Genomic DNA, 17312 nt, shown 5'->3' with positions numbered 1-17312 from the left:
CATGCTGACCCTCGATCTTTCCAACGAACCGCGCTGGCTCGAGCTGGCGCCCGGCGTCCGCGTGCAACTGCGCCCGCTGACCACCGCGCTGATGGTGGCGACCCGGAGCGACCCGGAGGTCGAGGCGGTGCCCGAAGGCGCATCGGACGAGGAACGCGCGGTCGCCTTCGCCAAGGCGCTGGCGCGCCGCGCGGTGCTTGTCTGGGACGGCGTGGGTGATGTCGACGGCAATCCCATCGACCCGAGCCCCGAGTCCATCGACGCCCTGCTCGACATCTGGCCGATCTTCGAAGCCTTCCAGTTGACGTATGTCTCGAAGGGTCTGCTGCTGGAGCAGGAAAAAAACGCCTCCGCGCTCTCGCCGAATGGTCCTTCGGCGGGGGCGAGCGATACTGCGAGGGCTGCGAGCAAGCCTGCTCGGACTGCCCGGCGCGGCTGAACCGGCCGCTCACCCATGAGGGCTGGCAGGTCTGGGATCTTATCGGCCGGCTCGGCGGTCAATTGCGCGTGCTGCCTGGTGCCGTGATCGGCTGGGACCTCTCCGCCGCTCTGGCGCTTGGGCATGCACTCGGCATACCGCCCGCCGCCATGGCCGAACTCGTGCCCGTCATGGAAGCGGTGATGGTGACCAAGCTCAACGAACAGATGGAACACGCGCATGGTCGAGAAGAGGGTTAGCGTCCGCCTCGCCGCGGTCGGCGGCCGGCAGGTGCGCGCCGAACTGGAAGGCGTCGGCGAAGCCGGTGCCCGAGGCTTCGGGCGCCTCAGCCGCGAGATGGAGGCGGCCAACGCCCGGCTCGCGGGCTTTGCGCGACGCGTGCGGGTCGCCGCTGCCGCCGCCGTCGCCGCTGCCACGGCTGCCGGTGTCGCCATGGTGCGCTCGGGCCTGCAAACGGTCGATGCGCAGGCGAAGCTGGCGCAGTCGCTCGGCACCACGGTTGCCTCGATCCAGACGCTCGAGCGCGCGGGCGAATTGGCGGGCGTGTCCATGTCCGGCATCGAGCAGGCGACGAAGGATCTGACCCGCCGTCTCAGCCAGGCAGCTGCGGGAACCGGCCCTGCCGCGCAGGCGCTGGAACGGCTCGGGCTTTCGGCCGCCGACCTGCTGGCCCTGCCGCTCGACGAGCGCGTGGGCGCGATCAATGCGGCCATCGAGGACTTCGTGCCCGCCGCCGAGCGCGCGGCCGTCTCGGGCCAGCTCTTTGGCGAGGAAGGCTCCATTGCCATGAGCCGGATCGACACCGCGACGCTGCGCCAGGCGACGGAGGACGTGCGTGCCTTCGGGGTCGTGGTCTCCGAGCAGGACGCCGACCAGATCGAGCGGACGAACGATGCGATCTCCCGGCTGGGGCTGGTCTGGCGGGGGCTCTCGAACCAGTTGGCTGTCGCCGCCGCACCGGCGCTGGAAGCGGTGGCCGATGCCATGGCGGCGGTCGCGAGCCGCACGGGACCGCTCGGACAGGCCATCACCGGCCTCTTCGAGAACATCGGCCGACTGACCAACTATGCCGCGACCTTCGCGGGTTTCCTCGCGGGCCGCTGGGTGGCCGGCCTTGCCGCTGTTGCCTTGTCCGTGCGTGGCCTCGCTACTGCGCTCGTGGTCCTGCGCGGGGCGCTCATCCGCACCGGCATCGGCGCACTGATCGTTGGCGCGGGCGAGTTGATCTACCAGTTCACCAGGCTCGTGCGCGGCGCCGGCGGCTTCGGCGAGGCGCTGGAACTCATGGGCAATGTCGCGAAAGCGGTCTGGGACGGGATCAAGGTTACCGTCACCTCCTTCGTCGATGACTTCCGCGCCATGCGCGCCGACATCGAGGCGATCTGGCTGCGCCTCATGGCCTTTCTGTCGCAGAAGTGGGCGGACTTCCTCGGCCAGATCGGGCCGACCTTCAACGCGGTCTCGGAGCGGATCGGGGCGGATGCCCGGATCGACGTCTTCGGGGCGCAGAGCTACGCGTCCTATCTCGAACACGCCGCCAGCAATGCAGGCCATCAGGCTGATGCATTGCGGGCCCGCGCCACTGAGGCCCGCGCCCACGCGTTCGACGGAGTGCGCGAAGCCGTCGACGCGCTCCGGGCCGCGATGCGCGCAAGCGGAGAAGAGGGCGAGGATGCGTTGGACGCCGCCGCCGCCTCGGCGGATCGGGTATCAGGCGCCCTGGACACAGCGGGTCAGGCAGGACGCGCGGCCGGGGCGGCCAATGCCGACGGCGCGGACCAGGCAGCCACCGGCTGGGCGGCCGTCACCGCGACACTAGCCGACTATGCCGTCAAGGCCCGCGACATCGGTGCGGATATCGGCCAGGCGCTCGTGGGTGCGTTTCGCAGCGCTGAGGACGCCGTGGCCGCGTTCGTGAAGTCCGGCAAGCTGGATTTCCGCGATCTGGTGACCTCGCTCATTGCCGATCTGGCGCGGCTCGCGGCAAGGCGGTTCATCCTTGGCCCGCTCGCAGGCGCCCTCGGTGGCATCCTCGGCGGCGCGGGTGGGCTCTTTGCGGGGGTGTTCCATGCGGGCGGTGTGGTCGGCGGGCCAGCGCCGTCGCGCATGGTCCCGGCCATGGCCTTTGCTTGCGCGCCCCGGATGCATTCGGGAGGCTGGGCCGGCCTGCGTCATGACGAAGTGCCCGCAATCCTGCAGCGGGGCGAGCGCGTGCTCTCGCGCCGCGAGGCCCAAGCTTTTGGCGCTGCAGGTGGCGTCACGATCAACATCAACACCCGTGACGCCGAGAGTTTCCGGCAATCCCGCACACAGGTCGCGGCCGACATTGCCCGGGCGGTATCGCTGGGCCGCAGGGGACTTTAGGCGATGGCGTTTCACGAGGTGCGGTTTCCCGACAACATCAGCCGCGGCGCTCGCGGCGGGCCGGAACGGCGCACGCAGATCGTCGAACTCGCCTCGGGCGACGAGGAGCGCAACGCGAGCTGGGCGAACAGCCGCCGACGCTACGATGTCGCCTACGGCATCCGCCGCGCCGACGATCTGGCGGCGGTGGTTGCCTTCTTCGAAGCTCGCAACGGGCGGCTCTACGGATTCCGCTTCAAGGACTGGGCGGATTACAAGTCGTGCGCACCATCGCAGACGCCATCTGCGACCGATCAGGTCATCGGCACCGGGGATGGCACGACGACGGCATTCCAACTGGTGAAGCGTTACACCTCGGGCAGCCAGACATGGGTGCGGACGATCACCAAGCCGGTGGCGGGAACCGTAACGGTTGCGATCGACGGTGTTGAGCAGGCCACCGGCTGGTCCGTCGACACCACCACCGGCATCGTCAGCTTCACCACCGCCCCGGCCTCCGGCGCCGCCATCACCGCCGGGTTCGCGTTCGACGTGTCGGTGCGCTTCGACACCGACACGCTCGACGTGACGCTGGATATCGAGCGGCTCGGCTCCATCACTTCCATCCCGCTAATGGAGATCCGGCGATGAACGACAATTCCGGCTTCGTGGCAACGGTGCTGCGCGACCTTGCGGCCTCGACGGCGGTGATCCTCGCCGCCTGGGGCGCGCTAGGCGGCGCGACCAACGCGCTGACCACGAAGATGCGCCTGCGCGATGCGCTGCGCCACATCCTGCTCGGCGGGCTGATCGCCGCCGGGATGGGCAGCCTGTCGATGGCCGTCATCACCAGCTGGCTCGGCCTGCCGCCGCAGGCGATCCCGGCCGGGGGCGCCGCCGGTTCAGCCGCCTATCTCGTCGGCGTGTTCGGCCCGGCCGTGATCGAGATGCTGCTCGCGCGGCTGCGCCAGGCGCGGGAGGGCGACGATGACTGAGCTCGTCCGTGTCCTGCGCGGCCTGCGGCGTCGCGCCGACGACCCGCGTGACGCTTTCGCGCACCGCCTGCGTATCGGCCTGATGGTCGCCGCGCTCATCCTGATCCTCTCGCTTATGAGGTAACCCCATGCAGATGACAGACCGGGGCCTCATGGCCCTTGCCCGGCACGAGGGTATCGTGCCCGGGCCCTACCGCGATTCCACTGGCACCTGGACCTTCGGGATCGGCCACACGGCCGCCGCGGGGCCGCCCGATCCGGCGACCATGGCCCGCGGCATGCCCGGCGATCTCGATGCCGGGATCCGCGAGGCTTTCCGGGTCTTCCGGGCCGACCTCGCGCGCTACGAGGCCGAGGTGCTGGCCGCGGTGACAGTCCCGCTTGCACTGCACGAGTTCGATGCGCTGGTCTCGTTCCACTACAACACCGGCGGCATCGCCCGCGCCGCGCTGTCCCGGCATCTCAATGCCGGCAATCGCGTCGCAGCCGCCGACGCGTTCCTGAACTGGCGCAAGCCCGCCTCGATCATTCCGCGCCGGGAAATCGAGCGCGACCTGTTTCGCCATGGCCGCTATCCCAACGGCACGATCCCTGTCTGGTCCGTGGACCGCGCGGGCCGCGTGGACTTCTCGCGGCCGATCCGCCGCCTGACCGAAGAACAGGCGCTGGCACTGCTGCGGCCAGCCAGGCCCGCCAACCCAGCCACGCCCGATGCGCCCACAGGCTGGCTCGCCCGGCTGGCCACCTTCTTCTCCACCCTGATCCGGAGGGCCTAACCCATGCGCTACTTTCGTCCTGACTCGCTCACCTGGTGGGCGGGACTTCTCGCCATGCTCACGGGCATCGCCTCCCTCGCGCTGCCCGCCAAGGGGCCACTCGGGGAACTGTCCCGGCTCGTCGCGCTGCTGGCCGGCTCTGGCGATGCCTCGCCTGCAGGGCTGATGTTCCTCGGTCTCGGCCTGATCGGTCTGCGCGACCGGATCGAGCGCGGGTTCCGCGGCGATGGTTGAGTTCCTGATCTGGGTGGTGGCCGCTCTGGGCGTGGTCGGTGGCGTCGTCCTCGGCCGCATCTGGGGTCGTGTGGAAGGGAAGCGCGCGGGCAAACGGGAGGCGGAACGCGATGCATTGGAAGACACGATTGGACGCGTTGAGCGCGGGCGCGATGCGGTTCGCGACGGCCGCGGCGCTGGCGATCCTGCTCAGCGGCTGCGCCGCAACGACGGCCGGTGGTAATGCAGGCTGCATTTCCTATGCCGAGTCCCGGCTGGCACGGCCACCTGCGGCGAGTGTCGCCGACGTACCGCCCGCGTGGGCGGACTGGATCGCCGATCTCGATGATCGCATGACGGGGACCTGCCGATGAAATCCCTCTCGCCCTCGCTGCAGACCCATCTCGAAGAGGGGACGACCACGCTCGCCTGGTGCTGGCGGATCAGCCGCGCCGATGGCGTCACCTTCGGCTTCACGGACCACGACCGGACGCTCACCTTCGAAGGGACGGTCTTCGAGCCGGAAAGCGGCCTTACTGCGTCCGAGGTTCGCTCCGGTTCGGACCTGTCGGTCGACGCGCAGGACGCCGAGGGCGTGCTGACCTCGGACCGGATCACCGAGACCGATATCCTCGACGGCCGCTGGGACAACGCCGAGGTCGAGGTCTGGCGCGTGAACTGGGCCGACACGAGCCAGCGCGTGCTGATGCGGCGCGGCGCCATCGGCCAGATCCGGCGTGGACGTCTGGCCTTCGTCGCCGAGGTCCGCTCCCTCGCGCACGTGCTGGGCCAGACGGTCGGGCGGACCTTCCAGGCGACATGTGACGCCGCGCTCGGTGATGCGCGCTGCGGCGTCGATCACGATGATCCGGTCTACAAGGGCCTGGGCGCCGTGATCGACCTTCTGCGGGATCGGGCCTTCACCGCCTCGGGGCTCAGCGGCTTCGAAGCCGGCTGGTTCACGTTTGGCACCGTCGAATGGACGAGCGGGGCGAATGCGGGGCGGCGCACCGAGGTGCTGGGCCATGACGTTGCGGATGGCGTCGCCATTCTGACTCTGCTCGAAGCGCCGGTGCGCGCGCTCGCCGAGGGCGACGCGTTCACCATCCGCGCGGGCTGCGACAAGCGGATCGAGACCTGCGGGGCGAAGTTCGCCAACACCGTCAACTTCCGCGGCTTCCCGCATATACCGGGCCAGGACACGATACTGCGCTACGCGACCAAGGACGGCGGCCACGACGGAGGCGTTCTGTGACCAACGTCGTTTCCAGCGGAAACGACGGGCGGCAGTGCATCGCTTCGCGATGCACGAGAGCCACCGCCGATCCGGATCAAGTCATTGCCGCGGCGCGCGCGTGGCTCGGCACGCCGTACCACGACCAGGCGAGCCTGCGCGGGGCGGGCTGCGACTGTCTCGGGCTCGCGCGCGGCGTCTGGCGCGAGGTGGTCGGGCAAGAGCCGTTCCCGATCCCGCCTTACAGCCGAGACTGGGGCGAGACCGGCCCGCGCGAGGTTCTGGCCGAGGGGGCGCGGAGCATGATGATCGAGGTGTCGCCCTCCGACGCCGGCCCCGGCGCGCTCGTGTTGTTCCGGATGATGCCGCGCGCCATCGCCAAGCATGTCGGGATCCTCACCGGGCCCGGTACATTCCTCCACGCCTATGAGCGGCTTGGCGTCATAGAGGAACCGCTCACCCAATCGTGGCGGCGGCGCATCGCCTTCGCCTTCCTGTTTCCTGACGAGGTCTGACCCTTGGCAACGCTTGTCCTCGGCGCAGCTGGCGCCGCCATTGGCGGCAGCATCGGCGGCGCGATCCTCGGCGTGAGCGCCGCCACCATCGGCGGCTTCGTCGGCTCGACCATCGGCTCGGTGGTCGACAGCTGGATCGTGTCGTCGCTCGCGCCGACGCAGCGGATCGAGGGCCCGCGGCTCGACAGCCTTCGGATCACGTCGTCCACCGAGGGGGCCGTCGTCCCGCGCGTCTACGGCCGGATGCGCATGGGCGGGAACGTGATCTGGGCGACCGATTTCCGCGAGGAGACCAAGACCACCACGCAGGGCAGCGGCAAGGGTGGCGGGGGCGGCAAGGTCAAGACGACCGAGTATCTGTACTACGCCTCCTTCGCGGTCGCGCTCTGCGAGGGGCCGATCACCGGCATCGGGCGCATCTGGGCAGACGGCAAGCTGCTCGACACCGCCGGGATCACCTGGCGCTGGTATCCCGGCGACGATGCGCAGACGGCGGACCCGTTCATCGCGGCGAAGATGGGTGCGGCGAATACCCCCGCCTATCGCGGCACGGCCTATGTGGTCTTCGAGGACCTGCCGCTCGGCACTTACGGCAACCGTATTCCGCAGCTCTCCTTCGAGGTGTTCCGGCCACTCGCCGATCCCGACACCGCCGAGGGGCTGACGCAGGCCGTCACCATGATCCCGGCCTCGGGCGAGTTCACCTATGCCACGACCGGCATCCGCAAAGGCAGCGGTGGCGCGCAGACCTCAGAGAACCTGAACGCGCTCTCGGATACCGCCGACATGGTGGTGGCGCTGGACCGGCTACAGGCCATGGCGCCGAAGGTGGAAAGCGTGAGCCTCGTGGTCGCCTGGTTCGGCAACGACCTGCGCGTGGGCGAGTGTGCGATCCGGCCGGGCGTCGAGGTCTCGGAAAAGACCACGAGCCCGCAGACGTGGTCGGTGAACGGCGTGAGCCGGTCCGCCGCCCATCTCGTCAGTCGCGACGACCAGGACCGCCCGGTCTATGGCGGCACGCCGGCGGACTTCGCGGTCGTGCAGGCGATCAAGGAGATGAAAGCCCGAGGGCTGCGTGTCACCTTCTATCCGTTCATCCTGATGGACGTCCCGCCCGGCAACACGCTGCCAAACCCCTACAGCGACAACGCCGCCGAGACCGGCCAGCCGGCTTTCCCCTGGCGCGGTCGGATCACCTGTTCGCCCGCGGCGGGCTATGCCGGCAGCGTCGACAAGACCGCGACAGCGGCAAGCCAGGTGTCGGCCTTCTTCGGCAGCGCCAGTCCGTCCGACTTCGCGGTCTCGGGCGAGACGGTCTCCTGGACCGGCGCGGCCGCCGACTGGGGCCTGCGGCGCATGGTGCTGCACTACGCTCATCTCTGTGCGGCTGCGGGCGGGGTCGACGCCTTCCTGATCGGCTCCGAGATGCGCGGGCTGACGACCATCCGTTCGGGCGCGTCCAGCTATCCGGCGGTGCAGGCCTTCCGCGATCTGGCGGCCGATGTGCGCTCCATACTCGGGGTGGGGACGCCGATCAGCTATGCTGCCGACTGGTCGGAGTATTTCGGCCACCATCCGCAGGACGGCAGCGGCGACGTGTTCTTTCACCTCGACCCGCTCTGGGCCGATGCCGAGATCGATTTCATCGGCATCGACAATTACCTGCCGCTCTCCGACTGGCGCGATGGCTTCGAGCACGCCGATGCGCAAGAGGGTTGGCCCGCGATCTACGACCGGGCCTATCTGCAGGCCAACGTCGCGGGCGGCGAGGGCTTCGACTGGTTCTATGCCAGCGCTGCCGACCGCGCCGCGCAGGTCCGCACGCCGATCACCGATGGCGTTTACGGCGAACCATGGGTGTTTCGCTACAAGAACTTGTGGAACTGGTGGTCGCGGCCGCATCACGATCGCCCCGGCGGTCTGCGCGCCAATCCCATCCCCGACGGCGATGCCCCCGCGACCTGGTCACCGACGACAGCCACCGTGTCGCCGAGCCCGGAAGGTTTCGGCCCGTTCACCTCGGCCGCCAGGATCGCGGCCATCGACGGGCCCAACGATTTCGCGCAATCGGCCTCGGCGCAGGATCTTGTGGTGGCGGGCGAGACCTATGAGACCGGCGTCCTCCTCAAGCCGGGGACGTCGGGCAAGGCCCGGATCTATGTCAACCTGACCGGGGCGCCGAACAAGGAGGTCCGGATCGACGATTTCTCCAGCGCGGCGCCGTATACCTCGGATCCGGATATCTTCGATCTCGCCCTTACCGACATCGGCGGCGGGATCTGGCGGCTGACATTCAGCTGGGTCGCGCCGATCACCGACACGACCGTGCAACTGCGCGTCGGGCCATATTCGTCCGTGCCGGGCGAGGACGTGCATGTGCTGGCTGGCTGGATCACCTCCCGCGACCGTGGCACCACCCCGTGGCTTCCGCAGTCAAAACCGATCCGCTTCACCGAACTGGGCTGCCCGGCGATTGACCGCGGCACGAACCAGCCGAACGTCTTCTTCGATCCGAAGTCATCGGAGAGCTTCACGCCGTACTTCTCCCGCGGCTGGCGCGACGACGCGATCCAGCGCTCCTATCTCGAAGCGACCTATCTCTTCTGGAGGGAGGCCGCGAACAACCCTCTGTCCTCGGTCTATGGCGGCCGGATGGTGCATGTGCCGGAATGCGCCGCCTGGACCTGGGACGCGCGCCCCTATCCGTTCTTTCCGGCGCTGACTGACGTCTGGACCGATGGCGCGAACTGGCGGCTCGGCCACTGGCTGACCGGGCGGCTCGGCGCAGTATCGCTGTCCGCACTCGTCCGGCACCTCTGCCTGCGCGCCGGGCTGCCCGAGTCCCGGATCGACGTCACCGGCCTCTGGGGCGCGGTGGAGGGCTATGCCATCGGTGCGTTGGAAAGCCCGCGCGCGTCGATCACCACGCTGGCGCGCCACTTCGGTTTCGACGCCGTCGAGACCGAGGGCGTGATCCGCTTCGTGATGCGCGGCCGGGCCGCGGCGGCGAGCGTCTCTCCGGACCACCTGATCGCCGCGCGCGAGGGTGACGTGCTGGAACTGACGCGCGGCCAGGAGACGGAGTTGCCCCAGGCCCTGAAGTGGCAGGTGGCTCGCGCCGACGAGGATTACGAGGCGGCGCAGGTCGAGGCCCGGCGCATCACCGTCGACACGACGCGGATCGCGTCCGAGTCTTTCCCGATTGCGGTGCCGCCTGAGGAAGCCGAGCGCCGCTGCCGCCGCGCCCTCATGGAAGCCTGGACCGGCCGTGAGAGCGCCGCCTTCCGCCTGCCGCCATCGCGGCTCGCGCTCGACCCCGCCGATGTCGTGTCGTTCACTCATGACGGCCGGGCCGTCCCGCTGCGGCTCGTCTCCATCGCCGATGCGGATGCCCGCGGGATCGAAGCCGTTCGCCAGGATCGCGACGCCTACGACCTGCCGCCCGGCGCGCCGCGGCCTTCGGCGCTCTCGCAGGCGGTCGTCTTCGGCGCGCCCGATACAGTGCTGCTCGACCTGCCGCAGCTGACCGAGGCCCAGCCAGCGCACCGCCCTTTCGCCGCGGCGCATGCAATGCCGTGGCCGGGAGAGATCGCGGTCTTCCGCAGCCCGTCGACGGATGGCTTCGATCTTCTGACAACGTCTCAGTCACGCGCCCGGATCGGGACACTGGCCTCAGACTTCTACGCCGGGCCGACGTCGCGCTTTGATCTCGGCAATGTGCTGGTCGTCGATCTGCTCACCGGTACGCTGGAAAGCGTCACCGACCTGACCCTCTTTGGCGGGGCCAATGCGCTGGCCATCGAGAGCGCTCCGGGCGTCTGGGAGATCGTCCAGGCGGGCGTGGCCGAACTGATCGCGCCGGGCCGGTATCGCCTGACCCGGCTCCTTCGCGGACAACGCGGGACGGAGGGCGCTATGGGCAACCCGGCGCCCTCGGGCGCGCGGGTGGTAATGCTCGACGACAGCCTCACTTCGCTTCCGATCGCCGCAGCCGATCTCGGTATCCCGTGGAACTGGCGCATTGGCCCTGCCAGCCGTCCGGTCAGCGACGAGACCTATGTCGCGCAGGCCTTCACGCCCGCGGGCGTCGGGCTGCGGCCGTTCTCCGTCACCCACGTCGAGCAGCCTTGGCGCAGGCCGCGCACACCCGGCGACCTGACCATCCGCTGGATGCGTCGCTCCCGCGCGCTTTCCGCCGACAGTTGGGGTGGGATTGAGGTGCCGGTCGGCGAGGAAACCGAGGCCTACGAGGTCGAAATCCTCGACGGCGCGACCATGAAGCGGGTGCTGAGCACGGCCACCACCAGCGTCGTCTACACCGCCGCCCAGCAGGCCGCCGACTGGGGTACGCCGCTCGCCCCCGGCGACACGGTCGACATCCGCATCTACCAGCTCTCCGCCCTTGTCGGGCGGGGCGCGTCCAAGACCGTCACGCTAACATTCTGAGATTGCACATGTCCGACGCCACCACCCATCTCCTGTTGCCCTACATCCTTGCGGCGCAGGCCCAGAAGCATGTCACCCACAACGAGGCACTGCGGCTGCTCGACGGGCTCGTCCAGCTCTCCGTCCTCGACCGGGATCTGACCGCGCCGCCTGGCAGCCCCGCCGACGGCGACCGTTACATCGTCGGCTCCGGCGCGACGGGCGACTGGGCAGGCTGGGACCTGAACGTGGCGCTCTGGACCGACGGCGCCTGGCTGCGAATGCCGCCGCGGACGGGGTGGCGCGCATGGGTCGAGGACGAGGGCTTGCTGCTGGTCTACGATGGCGCGGGCTGGGTCGACACCACGCCCACGACGCTGCAGAACGTGGCGCTGCTCGGGGTCGGCACGACGGCGGATGCGTCGAACCCGTTCTCGGCCAAGCTGAACACGGCACTCTGGACCGCCAAGACCGTGGCCGAGGGCGGCACCGGCGATCTGTTCTTGCAGCTAAACAAGGAGGCGGCTGGCGACGATCTCGGGCTCACTCTGCAGACCGGCTTCGTGACGAAGGCACTGGTCGGGCTGTTCGGCTCCGACCGCTTCCGGCTGGCGGTCTCGGCCGACGGCAGCACCTTCTTCGACGGGCTCAGCGTCGACAACGTGAGCGGCATCGTCGACCAGCCCCGGCTCCCCCGCTTCAAGGCCTATACCAACTATGACAACTATGTCGGCGTAGGCGCCTGGACGAAGATCGCCATCAACAACACCGACTACAACGACCAAGGCGCTTTCGACGCCGCGAACAACCGCTTCGTGGCGCCCGCCGACGGTACCTACCTCTTCGGCGCGACGCTGCTCTACAAGGTCAATTCCAGCACCTCCGCGCGCATGAGCGGACGGCTTGTCCTGAACGGCACGACCGAAATCCGGGGCTCCTATGGTGAGATCAGCGGCGCGCATGTCTCGGAAGCCACGGCCCTCTGGCTGCAGACGATGGTGCCGCTGACGGCGGGCGACACTGTGGAGCTGCAGGGGTATTTCCGCACGGCGGACGGGTATTTCGCCGCTGATAAGACCTTACTGTGGGGGGCGAAGGTGGGGTGAAGTAGCGGCTTGAAGTAGCGGTGAGATCGTGGGTTGCAGCGGACCTCAAAAAAACGGCTTCAGTTTGACCAGCACAGGTTAGACCGCGGTGTTCCCGGCCAAAGCTTCCCAGGGCAAGGCCAAAGCAAGGCAAACCTGTTGTTCACAAGCGCGAGCGCTTCGTCTTCGCTCTCGGCCCGCACATAGCCCTGGCGCATATCTGGCGCATCAGGTCTTGGTCGAATGACTACTTTCCAAACCATGGCCGAAATCATGTTAGATAAAGGTTAACCGCGCGTTACCGGGCATGCCCGCGGCCATTACCCATACCATTCCAAGTTCTCTTCGCCTTCTGATGCGAAGCCGCAGCTTGTGCAAGGGAAAAGCAATTTATAGACAGGGGCTTAGAAAGACGATTGAGCACGGAAAAGATCTGGATGGATTGTCTTCACCCTTACTGTCCCATGGGCACAGGAGCCGGAAGTTGGGATGAGGTCGCCGAGATCGTGGTGCCACCTCGAGCTCCGCGGAGGGCATTGGCAGTCACCGGCCTTGCGAACGCGCTGAAACGGGACTTCAACCAACCTCCGGCAGCGGGCGCAACCCGCCGTCCGGCGCCTACAACCGTGAAATCGCACCTCGAAACGCTGCTGGATCTATGCCCCTGCCTCGTGAACCAGATGGATGCGCCGGTCAGCGCAAGGGCCGTTGTCCATTTGTGCGAGCTAACGCTCGGAGCTCGCATCTCGTCGGCCAATATCGGTCAGGCCTTCGCCATCCAGCGCCCGAGTCGCCGAAAGTGGCGGTATCCGCCCTTCCGCGTTCCCAAGGCCGGCGTTGGCGATATCTCCGAGCTGCTCTGTAGCGATCTCTTGACGAACGAGGGCGTTCCACGGATGGAATTGAAGCACGACAAGTGGCCAGATTGGCAAGTCCCCGGCCACGCCCTAATGAACAAGGGTGCGCTGCGGGATCTTCGCGCCCTTGGAGATATCCTTATCCCCTGCGCACCGACCAACCTCCTGATCTCAGTAAAGACCGAGAGCGCCCGGGAGCGCTTGCTCTACTCGGCAAACTCGATCGAGGGAATCGGTTTCGGATTCTTCAACCAGGCCGACGAGTTCGTGACCAGGAGAAGAATTCAATTGTTCAAGAGAATGGGATTCTCCGCGATTTCCATGCCTGATGACATGTTGCGCCAGATTGAAGCCGAGCTAGCGCGACGAGGAGAGGATATCGCCGACGTGCAGAACATCTACGGCACGCGGCTCTACCGTCCCCACTCGGTTTTCACCTCGGACATGAGGCGCGTTGTCGGACGGTCAGCTTTCGATCTCTAGCAGGCGCAGGGGAGAAACACGCATTGGCGGAGACTTACGCGAGCTATCCATTGACGAAAGAGATGCTTCGCGCGGCCTACGAACGGGCGAACGCGTTGCCCGAGTACGAATATTCTCATCGGAAACTACAGGCGAATTTCGTGGGCTGCATTGGCGAACTCGTGATGGGGGATTTTCTTCGGCGGAATGGCATCCAGTTCACGGACGATCGCCACCATACCACGCACGACTTTCTCGTCTCCAACTGCATCACGCTTGACGTTAAGACAAAGGATAGGACTGTTAGGCCGCGGCGGAACTATGACAACTCGGTACCGCTGTACAATCACGAGCATCAGCGACCGGACTACTACTACTTCGTGTCCCTTCTCAGGGACAGGAAGCGACCAGCTTCCGACATCTTTCGCTTCTCCCACGCGTTCATAGTGGGCGGCATCGACATTGCGACGTTGGAGGCGAAGGGAAGGGTATGGGAGGCAAACGAGACAGACCCTGACAACGGTACCACTTTCTGGACATCGTGCATCAACGTCTCGATGGCGGACCTTCTTTCGAACAAGGAGATGCTTTCCATATTCAGGGCTGCAGCAAAGCCCGGCGGCGCAGCCAATCGCACCGTGAGCTAACGGGACAGCAATGGCAGCGGGGCGTGCGCGCTGTGCAGACCTTTGCCGCGAAGTCTAGCGTCGCCCAGTTTGTTTTGATCGGGCGCTCCCTAACGAGCCAGTGCGCCGCTGCTTGCAGCCACGGATCGTGGCGGATGTCCGCGAGCACGCGAGGGCGCACGAAGCGCTCGATCACGCGGGCCATGTTGACATCGACCAGGGGGCGCGGTTGGCCGTGTTGAAAAAGCAGGATCGCGTTGGCAACGTATTGGCCCACTCCAGGAACCTGTGCCAGCTCAGCGGGGTCATCTGGGAAACACCCGGCGCGGGCCGCTGCATACTCGGCAAGTGATTTCATCGACTTTGCACGTCGCCGCCACAGCCCGATTGGCTTGAAGGCCTCTTCCAGTTCTGGGATGTCTGCGTCGGCCAACGAAGACCAGCTCGGGAACCGCGCGAAGAAAAAAGCGTAGATCGCGGCAACGGTTTCTGCTCGGGTGCGTTGCAACAGCACCTCCACGCAAATGCGTTCGAAGGTCGAAGCGGCAGGCGACCGCCAGGGCAGGGTGCGGCCCTCGGCCTCGTACCAAGCGAGAAGGTGGTTTCGGAGCTTGGTGAGCCGGAGCTTGTTGCTGCGTGTCAGTTCGTCACGCGAGGACATGCGTCTCGGACGGTGGGAATAGCGCTGGGAAATCAGCTGCATGCATCTTGAACAGGTATCCGTGGTCGCGCACCCGCTGATGCCCTTTCTGTGACATCAGGTAATCGACTGAAATTACGCCGCCCTCGAGCAGAGCGTCGAAGTTCCGCACCTTTGGTTGGCGCGTATGCTCGACTTGGACATAGTGGAACTCCTCGCTTGCTCCTTTCCCGCGACAGCGAGCGCTGACCCAAAAGGTTTGCGGATGCTTTTCCTTCAGGCGATTACGCAGCTTTTCCAGTTCCCATGTGGTGACGTGGCGCGTGGCCGCCATGTCCGGGTCTTGATAATTTTGCTGGAGCCAGTCGTGGGCGGCGTCCACCTCCAAGAAGAACCCGATCGAGTTGGGCGCCGTGGCATTCATCTCGTGGTTCAGGCGTAGCTTGCCGTCGCGCTCGTAGCCATAGGTAGACAACAGGTTCCACGCGGAACCGATCGGACTCAATTTCCAATCCGGCGCTTGGGAGAACAAAGTTACCCGGTTTGCCTTGCCTTTTCGCAGGCGCTTAGCCTTCAGCTCGATGCCCTTGTAGTCCGGGGCCTTGCGAGTGTTCGCGTTAATCCCCAGCAACGTCTCCAGCGTCATGCCGACGCCGGTATCCCCGGGTCTCAAGGTTCGCACGAAGCCACGCGAAGACACGTCGCGGATCATGTCGAGCAATTCCTCGACCACGGGGTCTCTAGTCGGCCGCTGCGCGGCAGCGATGGCCCCCAAGGGGGTCGACGGATCATGGATGGAAGCCAGGATGCGCGGGTCGCTGCAGTTGACGATGTACGCCTTGTCGTCACGCACTAGCACCGCGAGGAGGTTGTAGGGCTCGGCGTACCCCTTGAGGCGACCGAACCACACCCGGGGATCGCCGGATTTCGTCACCGGGCGGTAAAGAGAGGCCGTGGTGGGCTGCAGCCCGTCCGGTCGAACGAAGAAGGCCTCGCGGATCACCTTGGCGTCGGGACCCTGCTCCTGCATATCGTAGTCGTGAAAACCGGTGTCTTGGAAGTACTCCCGCAAGCCGGCCGTGGCATCCATGATGGATTTCCGCATGCCGGTCTCGGTGGGAACCAAGAGCCCCACGTCGAGATCGTAACGTGTGAAGACCGCGAGGGTCTCGGCAATGCTCGTGTCGCTTTTCTCAAGCATCGACTGCCGCGTCGAGGATCATCTTGAAGTGTTTGCCGACACGCTCGGCGAGGCCTACGGGAACGGCGTTCCCGATCTGCGTGTACTTGGGCACTTCGCGGTCAAAAATGCCCTCGGTGGGCTTACCGGCCCGACGCAGGCCTCCCGTCGTGCGCTTGCCGGCAAACTGGTACCAATCGGGAAAAAGCTGCAGCCGCGCCCATTCGCGCACCGTCAGGATGCGCGGCTGGCGGTAGTGGACGTAATCGTCCGGCAGGGAAGTCGCGGTGATGTTGGGTTCGGCGTTGCCCCACTTTTCCTTCAAGACGCGCTGCGAGAATTTGCGCGTCTTGTACTTCTCCGGAATCTCGCCGTTGTGGCCGAGCATGTATCGAAACTTATCGACCACGGCCCACTTGTGCTTGCTATATTCCTGCTCGGTCAGTCGGACTCCTCGGTGCGGGTACCAATCCGGCGCCTTTCTCAGCCTCTCTTGGATCGTGCCCTTTTTCGCTGCCCGGGGGTAACTCTTGGTCTCGAACGGCCCCGGCGCGTAGGACTGGTTCAATAGAATATCTTCCACGTCATCGTCGAGGAGGTCGCCAAGAAGTTCTCCTAGATCAGGGTATTCGCCAGGACAACCTGCCGGCAGAAAGCCACATTTTACAGCGTCTTCGGTGTCAGCCGTATCATCTAGATTCTCAACGCCCTTCTTCTTGGCATCGGCGAGGATGTCCTTGCGGATACCAACGATCAGCACGCGTGGCCGGTTCTGCGGCACCCCGTAGTCCTTGGCATGGACGAGTGACCAGCGCACCTCGTAGCCAGGGATATGCTCCTTGAATTCACGAAGAACCTCCGGCCAAATCGGCTCGCCTCCTTCGCGGGTCCACTTGGCGTTGAGTAGGCCGCGCACGTTCTCGAAAAGGAAGATGCGCGGGCGAAGCCGGCGAATGATCTCCGCCATCCGGCCGTAGAGGTGGTTGGACGGGATGACCTTACGATCCACGGCGTAGGAGCGGCGGATGCCGATCCCGGAATAGCCTTGGCACGGCGGTCCACCGGTGAGCACGTCGAGCGTGCTTCCACCGCCGCTCTCCTCGTTCGCTGTCCGGTCGAAGCGGAAGTCGATCTCGCGGATACTGCTCAAGTCCGCCACCATCTGCTCTAATCGCTCATCTTTCAGGTCGTGGGCATCATTGCACCGGAGCGCCGGGTTGTCCGAAAAACGCATCCCGCCTAGCTCGTGGTGACGATTTAGAAGGTAGGTCTTGAGGGCATCGTCGTGGAGTTCGTTGACGAATACAGGCGTGAAGGCTGCATTCTCGAAGCCAAGTGACAGACCGCCACACCCGGCAAACAAATCGACCATGCTGTAGACGCGAGGCCTCGAAACCATGCTCGTCGCAGCCAGTTCGCCTGCTTTCAACATCTCTTCTTGCATGGTCGTAATCTCCAGCATTCTTCACCTCTCGCGCTCCGGACACCTTTCAATTCCAACTAGCACATGTAGCTAGGGAAG

The 17312-nt window shown here is 66.2% G+C and carries 17 protein-coding genes and 2 pseudogenes; 16 read left to right on the top strand and 3 right to left on the bottom strand.

Features of this window, described 5'->3' with window-relative positions; genetic code table 11:
* Position 1 precedes the first annotated feature (1 nt).
* The 16 genes and pseudogenes from AVO45_RS03075 (at position 2) to AVO45_RS03005 (ending at position 13991) form a co-directional block, all read left to right on the top strand.
* The gene (locus tag AVO45_RS03075) at positions 2-439 is read left to right on the top strand and encodes a hypothetical protein (RefSeq protein WP_068344319.1); all 438 of its coding nucleotides are present in this window, start codon (positions 2-4) and stop codon (positions 437-439) included.
* Positions 440-507: 68 nt separating this feature from the next.
* Entirely contained in the window at positions 508-678 is a 171-nt protein-coding gene (locus AVO45_RS03070) for a DUF7697 family protein (RefSeq protein ID WP_240482047.1), read from the top strand.
* Positions 659-2803 (top strand): phage tail tape measure C-terminal domain-containing protein, encoded by a 2145-nt coding sequence (locus AVO45_RS03065; RefSeq protein ID WP_068344315.1) that lies wholly within the window; start codon positions 659-661, stop codon positions 2801-2803. The genes AVO45_RS03070 and AVO45_RS03065 overlap by 20 nt, the downstream gene beginning before the upstream one ends.
* 3 nt (positions 2804-2806) lie before the next feature.
* Positions 2807-3433, top strand: coding sequence for a DUF2460 domain-containing protein (locus tag AVO45_RS03060; protein WP_068344313.1), 627 nt, complete (start codon positions 2807-2809; stop codon positions 3431-3433).
* Positions 3430-3777 (top strand): Clp protease/crotonase-like domain-containing protein, encoded by a 348-nt coding sequence (locus tag AVO45_RS03055; RefSeq protein WP_068344312.1) that lies wholly within the window; start codon positions 3430-3432, stop codon positions 3775-3777. The genes AVO45_RS03060 and AVO45_RS03055 overlap by 4 nt, the downstream gene beginning before the upstream one ends.
* A complete protein-coding gene (locus AVO45_RS20110; RefSeq protein WP_276202386.1) occupies positions 3770-3901 on the top strand; it encodes a hypothetical protein in 132 nt (43 codons plus the stop codon). The genes AVO45_RS03055 and AVO45_RS20110 overlap by 8 nt, the downstream gene beginning before the upstream one ends.
* Before the next feature lie 4 nt (positions 3902-3905).
* Positions 3906-4553 carry a lysozyme gene (locus tag AVO45_RS03050; RefSeq protein ID WP_068344311.1) on the top strand — a complete coding sequence of 216 codons (648 nt, stop codon included), beginning with the start codon at positions 3906-3908 and terminating at the stop codon, positions 4551-4553.
* A 3-nt stretch (positions 4554-4556) separates the two neighbouring features.
* Positions 4557-4787: a hypothetical protein gene (locus AVO45_RS03045; protein ID WP_068344309.1), complete on the top strand. Its 231-nt coding sequence runs from the start codon at positions 4557-4559 to the stop codon at positions 4785-4787.
* On the top strand, positions 4780-5010 hold the full coding sequence (locus AVO45_RS03040; RefSeq protein ID WP_068344307.1) for a hypothetical protein: 231 nt from the start codon (positions 4780-4782) through the stop codon (positions 5008-5010). Before AVO45_RS03045 ends, AVO45_RS03040 begins: the two co-directional genes overlap by 8 nt.
* Positions 5011-5136: 126 nt before the next feature.
* Positions 5137-6021, top strand: a complete 885-nt coding sequence (locus AVO45_RS03035) for a DUF2163 domain-containing protein (protein WP_068344306.1) — start codon at positions 5137-5139, stop codon at positions 6019-6021.
* Positions 6022-6059: 38 nt separating this feature from the next.
* Positions 6060-6515 carry an NlpC/P60 family protein gene (locus AVO45_RS03030; RefSeq protein ID WP_068344696.1) on the top strand — a complete coding sequence of 152 codons (456 nt, stop codon included), beginning with the start codon at positions 6060-6062 and terminating at the stop codon, positions 6513-6515.
* A gap of 3 nt (positions 6516-6518) precedes the next feature.
* Positions 6519-8486: pseudogene (locus tag AVO45_RS20180) on the top strand (baseplate multidomain protein megatron); the annotation flags it as partial.
* A gap of 438 nt (positions 8487-8924) precedes the next feature.
* Positions 8925-10961: pseudogene (locus AVO45_RS20175) on the top strand (baseplate megatron protein TIM-barrel domain-containing protein); the annotation flags it as partial.
* Positions 10962-10969: 8 nt separating this feature from the next.
* Positions 10970-12046 carry a DUF2793 domain-containing protein gene (locus AVO45_RS03015; RefSeq protein ID WP_068344304.1) on the top strand — a complete coding sequence of 359 codons (1077 nt, stop codon included), beginning with the start codon at positions 10970-10972 and terminating at the stop codon, positions 12044-12046.
* A gap of 515 nt (positions 12047-12561) precedes the next feature.
* Complete coding sequence (locus AVO45_RS03010; protein ID WP_157770083.1) at positions 12562-13365, top strand: hypothetical protein; 804 nt, start codon at positions 12562-12564, stop codon at positions 13363-13365.
* 23 nt (positions 13366-13388) lie between these two features.
* On the top strand, positions 13389-13991 hold the full coding sequence (locus AVO45_RS03005) for a hypothetical protein (RefSeq protein ID WP_068344299.1): 603 nt from the start codon (positions 13389-13391) through the stop codon (positions 13989-13991).
* Here the strand turns inward: AVO45_RS03005 and AVO45_RS19290 are convergent.
* Genes AVO45_RS19290 through AVO45_RS02990 form a run of 3 tightly spaced genes read right to left on the bottom strand, consistent with a single transcriptional unit; the run spans position 13942 to position 17252 of the window.
* Positions 13942-14631 carry an HhH-GPD family protein gene (locus AVO45_RS19290; RefSeq protein WP_082688634.1) on the bottom strand — a complete coding sequence of 230 codons (690 nt, stop codon included), beginning with the start codon at positions 14629-14631 and terminating at the stop codon, positions 13942-13944. The two genes, AVO45_RS03005 and AVO45_RS19290, sit on opposite strands and share 50 nt — an antisense overlap.
* Positions 14618-15811 (bottom strand): MvaI/BcnI family restriction endonuclease, encoded by a 1194-nt coding sequence (locus tag AVO45_RS02995; RefSeq protein WP_068344296.1) that lies wholly within the window; start codon positions 15809-15811, stop codon positions 14618-14620. Before AVO45_RS02995 ends, AVO45_RS19290 begins: the two co-directional genes overlap by 14 nt.
* Entirely contained in the window at positions 15804-17252 is a 1449-nt protein-coding gene (locus tag AVO45_RS02990) for a DNA cytosine methyltransferase (protein WP_205627836.1), read from the bottom strand. The genes AVO45_RS02995 and AVO45_RS02990 overlap by 8 nt, the downstream gene beginning before the upstream one ends.
* Positions 17253-17312: the final 60 nt, after the last annotated feature.

Source organism: Ruegeria marisrubri (genome assembly GCF_001507595.1).
GTDB classification, from domain to species: domain Bacteria; phylum Pseudomonadota; class Alphaproteobacteria; order Rhodobacterales; family Rhodobacteraceae; genus Ruegeria; species Ruegeria marisrubri.
The sequence above is the reverse complement of the archived record's forward strand: the minus strand, read 5'-3'. Positions and strand labels throughout refer to the sequence as shown.

Bases quoted from the DNA above. Each gene is read 5' to 3' on its own strand.
- AVO45_RS03075 (WP_068344319.1), top strand. From the start codon at position 2: ATGCTGACCCTCGATCTTTCCAACGAACCGCGCTGGCTCGAGCTGGCG.
- AVO45_RS03065 (WP_068344315.1), top strand. From the start codon at position 659: ATGGTCGAGAAGAGGGTTAGCGTCCGCCTCGCCGCGGTCGGCGGCCGG.
- AVO45_RS03060 (WP_068344313.1), top strand. From the start codon at position 2,807: ATGGCGTTTCACGAGGTGCGGTTTCCCGACAACATCAGCCGCGGCGCT.
- AVO45_RS03055 (WP_068344312.1), top strand. From the start codon at position 3,430: ATGAACGACAATTCCGGCTTCGTGGCAACGGTGCTGCGCGACCTTGCG.
- AVO45_RS20110 (WP_276202386.1), top strand. From the start codon at position 3,770: ATGACTGAGCTCGTCCGTGTCCTGCGCGGCCTGCGGCGTCGCGCCGAC.
- AVO45_RS03050 (WP_068344311.1), top strand. From the start codon at position 3,906: ATGCAGATGACAGACCGGGGCCTCATGGCCCTTGCCCGGCACGAGGGT.
- AVO45_RS03045 (WP_068344309.1), top strand. From the start codon at position 4,557: ATGCGCTACTTTCGTCCTGACTCGCTCACCTGGTGGGCGGGACTTCTC.
- AVO45_RS03040 (WP_068344307.1), top strand. From the start codon at position 4,780: ATGGTTGAGTTCCTGATCTGGGTGGTGGCCGCTCTGGGCGTGGTCGGT.
- AVO45_RS03035 (WP_068344306.1), top strand. From the start codon at position 5,137: ATGAAATCCCTCTCGCCCTCGCTGCAGACCCATCTCGAAGAGGGGACG.
- AVO45_RS03015 (WP_068344304.1), top strand. From the start codon at position 10,970: ATGTCCGACGCCACCACCCATCTCCTGTTGCCCTACATCCTTGCGGCG.
- AVO45_RS19290 (WP_082688634.1), bottom strand. From the start codon at position 14,631: ATGTCCTCGCGTGACGAACTGACACGCAGCAACAAGCTCCGGCTCACC.
- AVO45_RS02995 (WP_068344296.1), bottom strand. From the start codon at position 15,811: ATGCTTGAGAAAAGCGACACGAGCATTGCCGAGACCCTCGCGGTCTTC.
- AVO45_RS02990 (WP_205627836.1), bottom strand. From the start codon at position 17,252: ATGCTGGAGATTACGACCATGCAAGAAGAGATGTTGAAAGCAGGCGAA.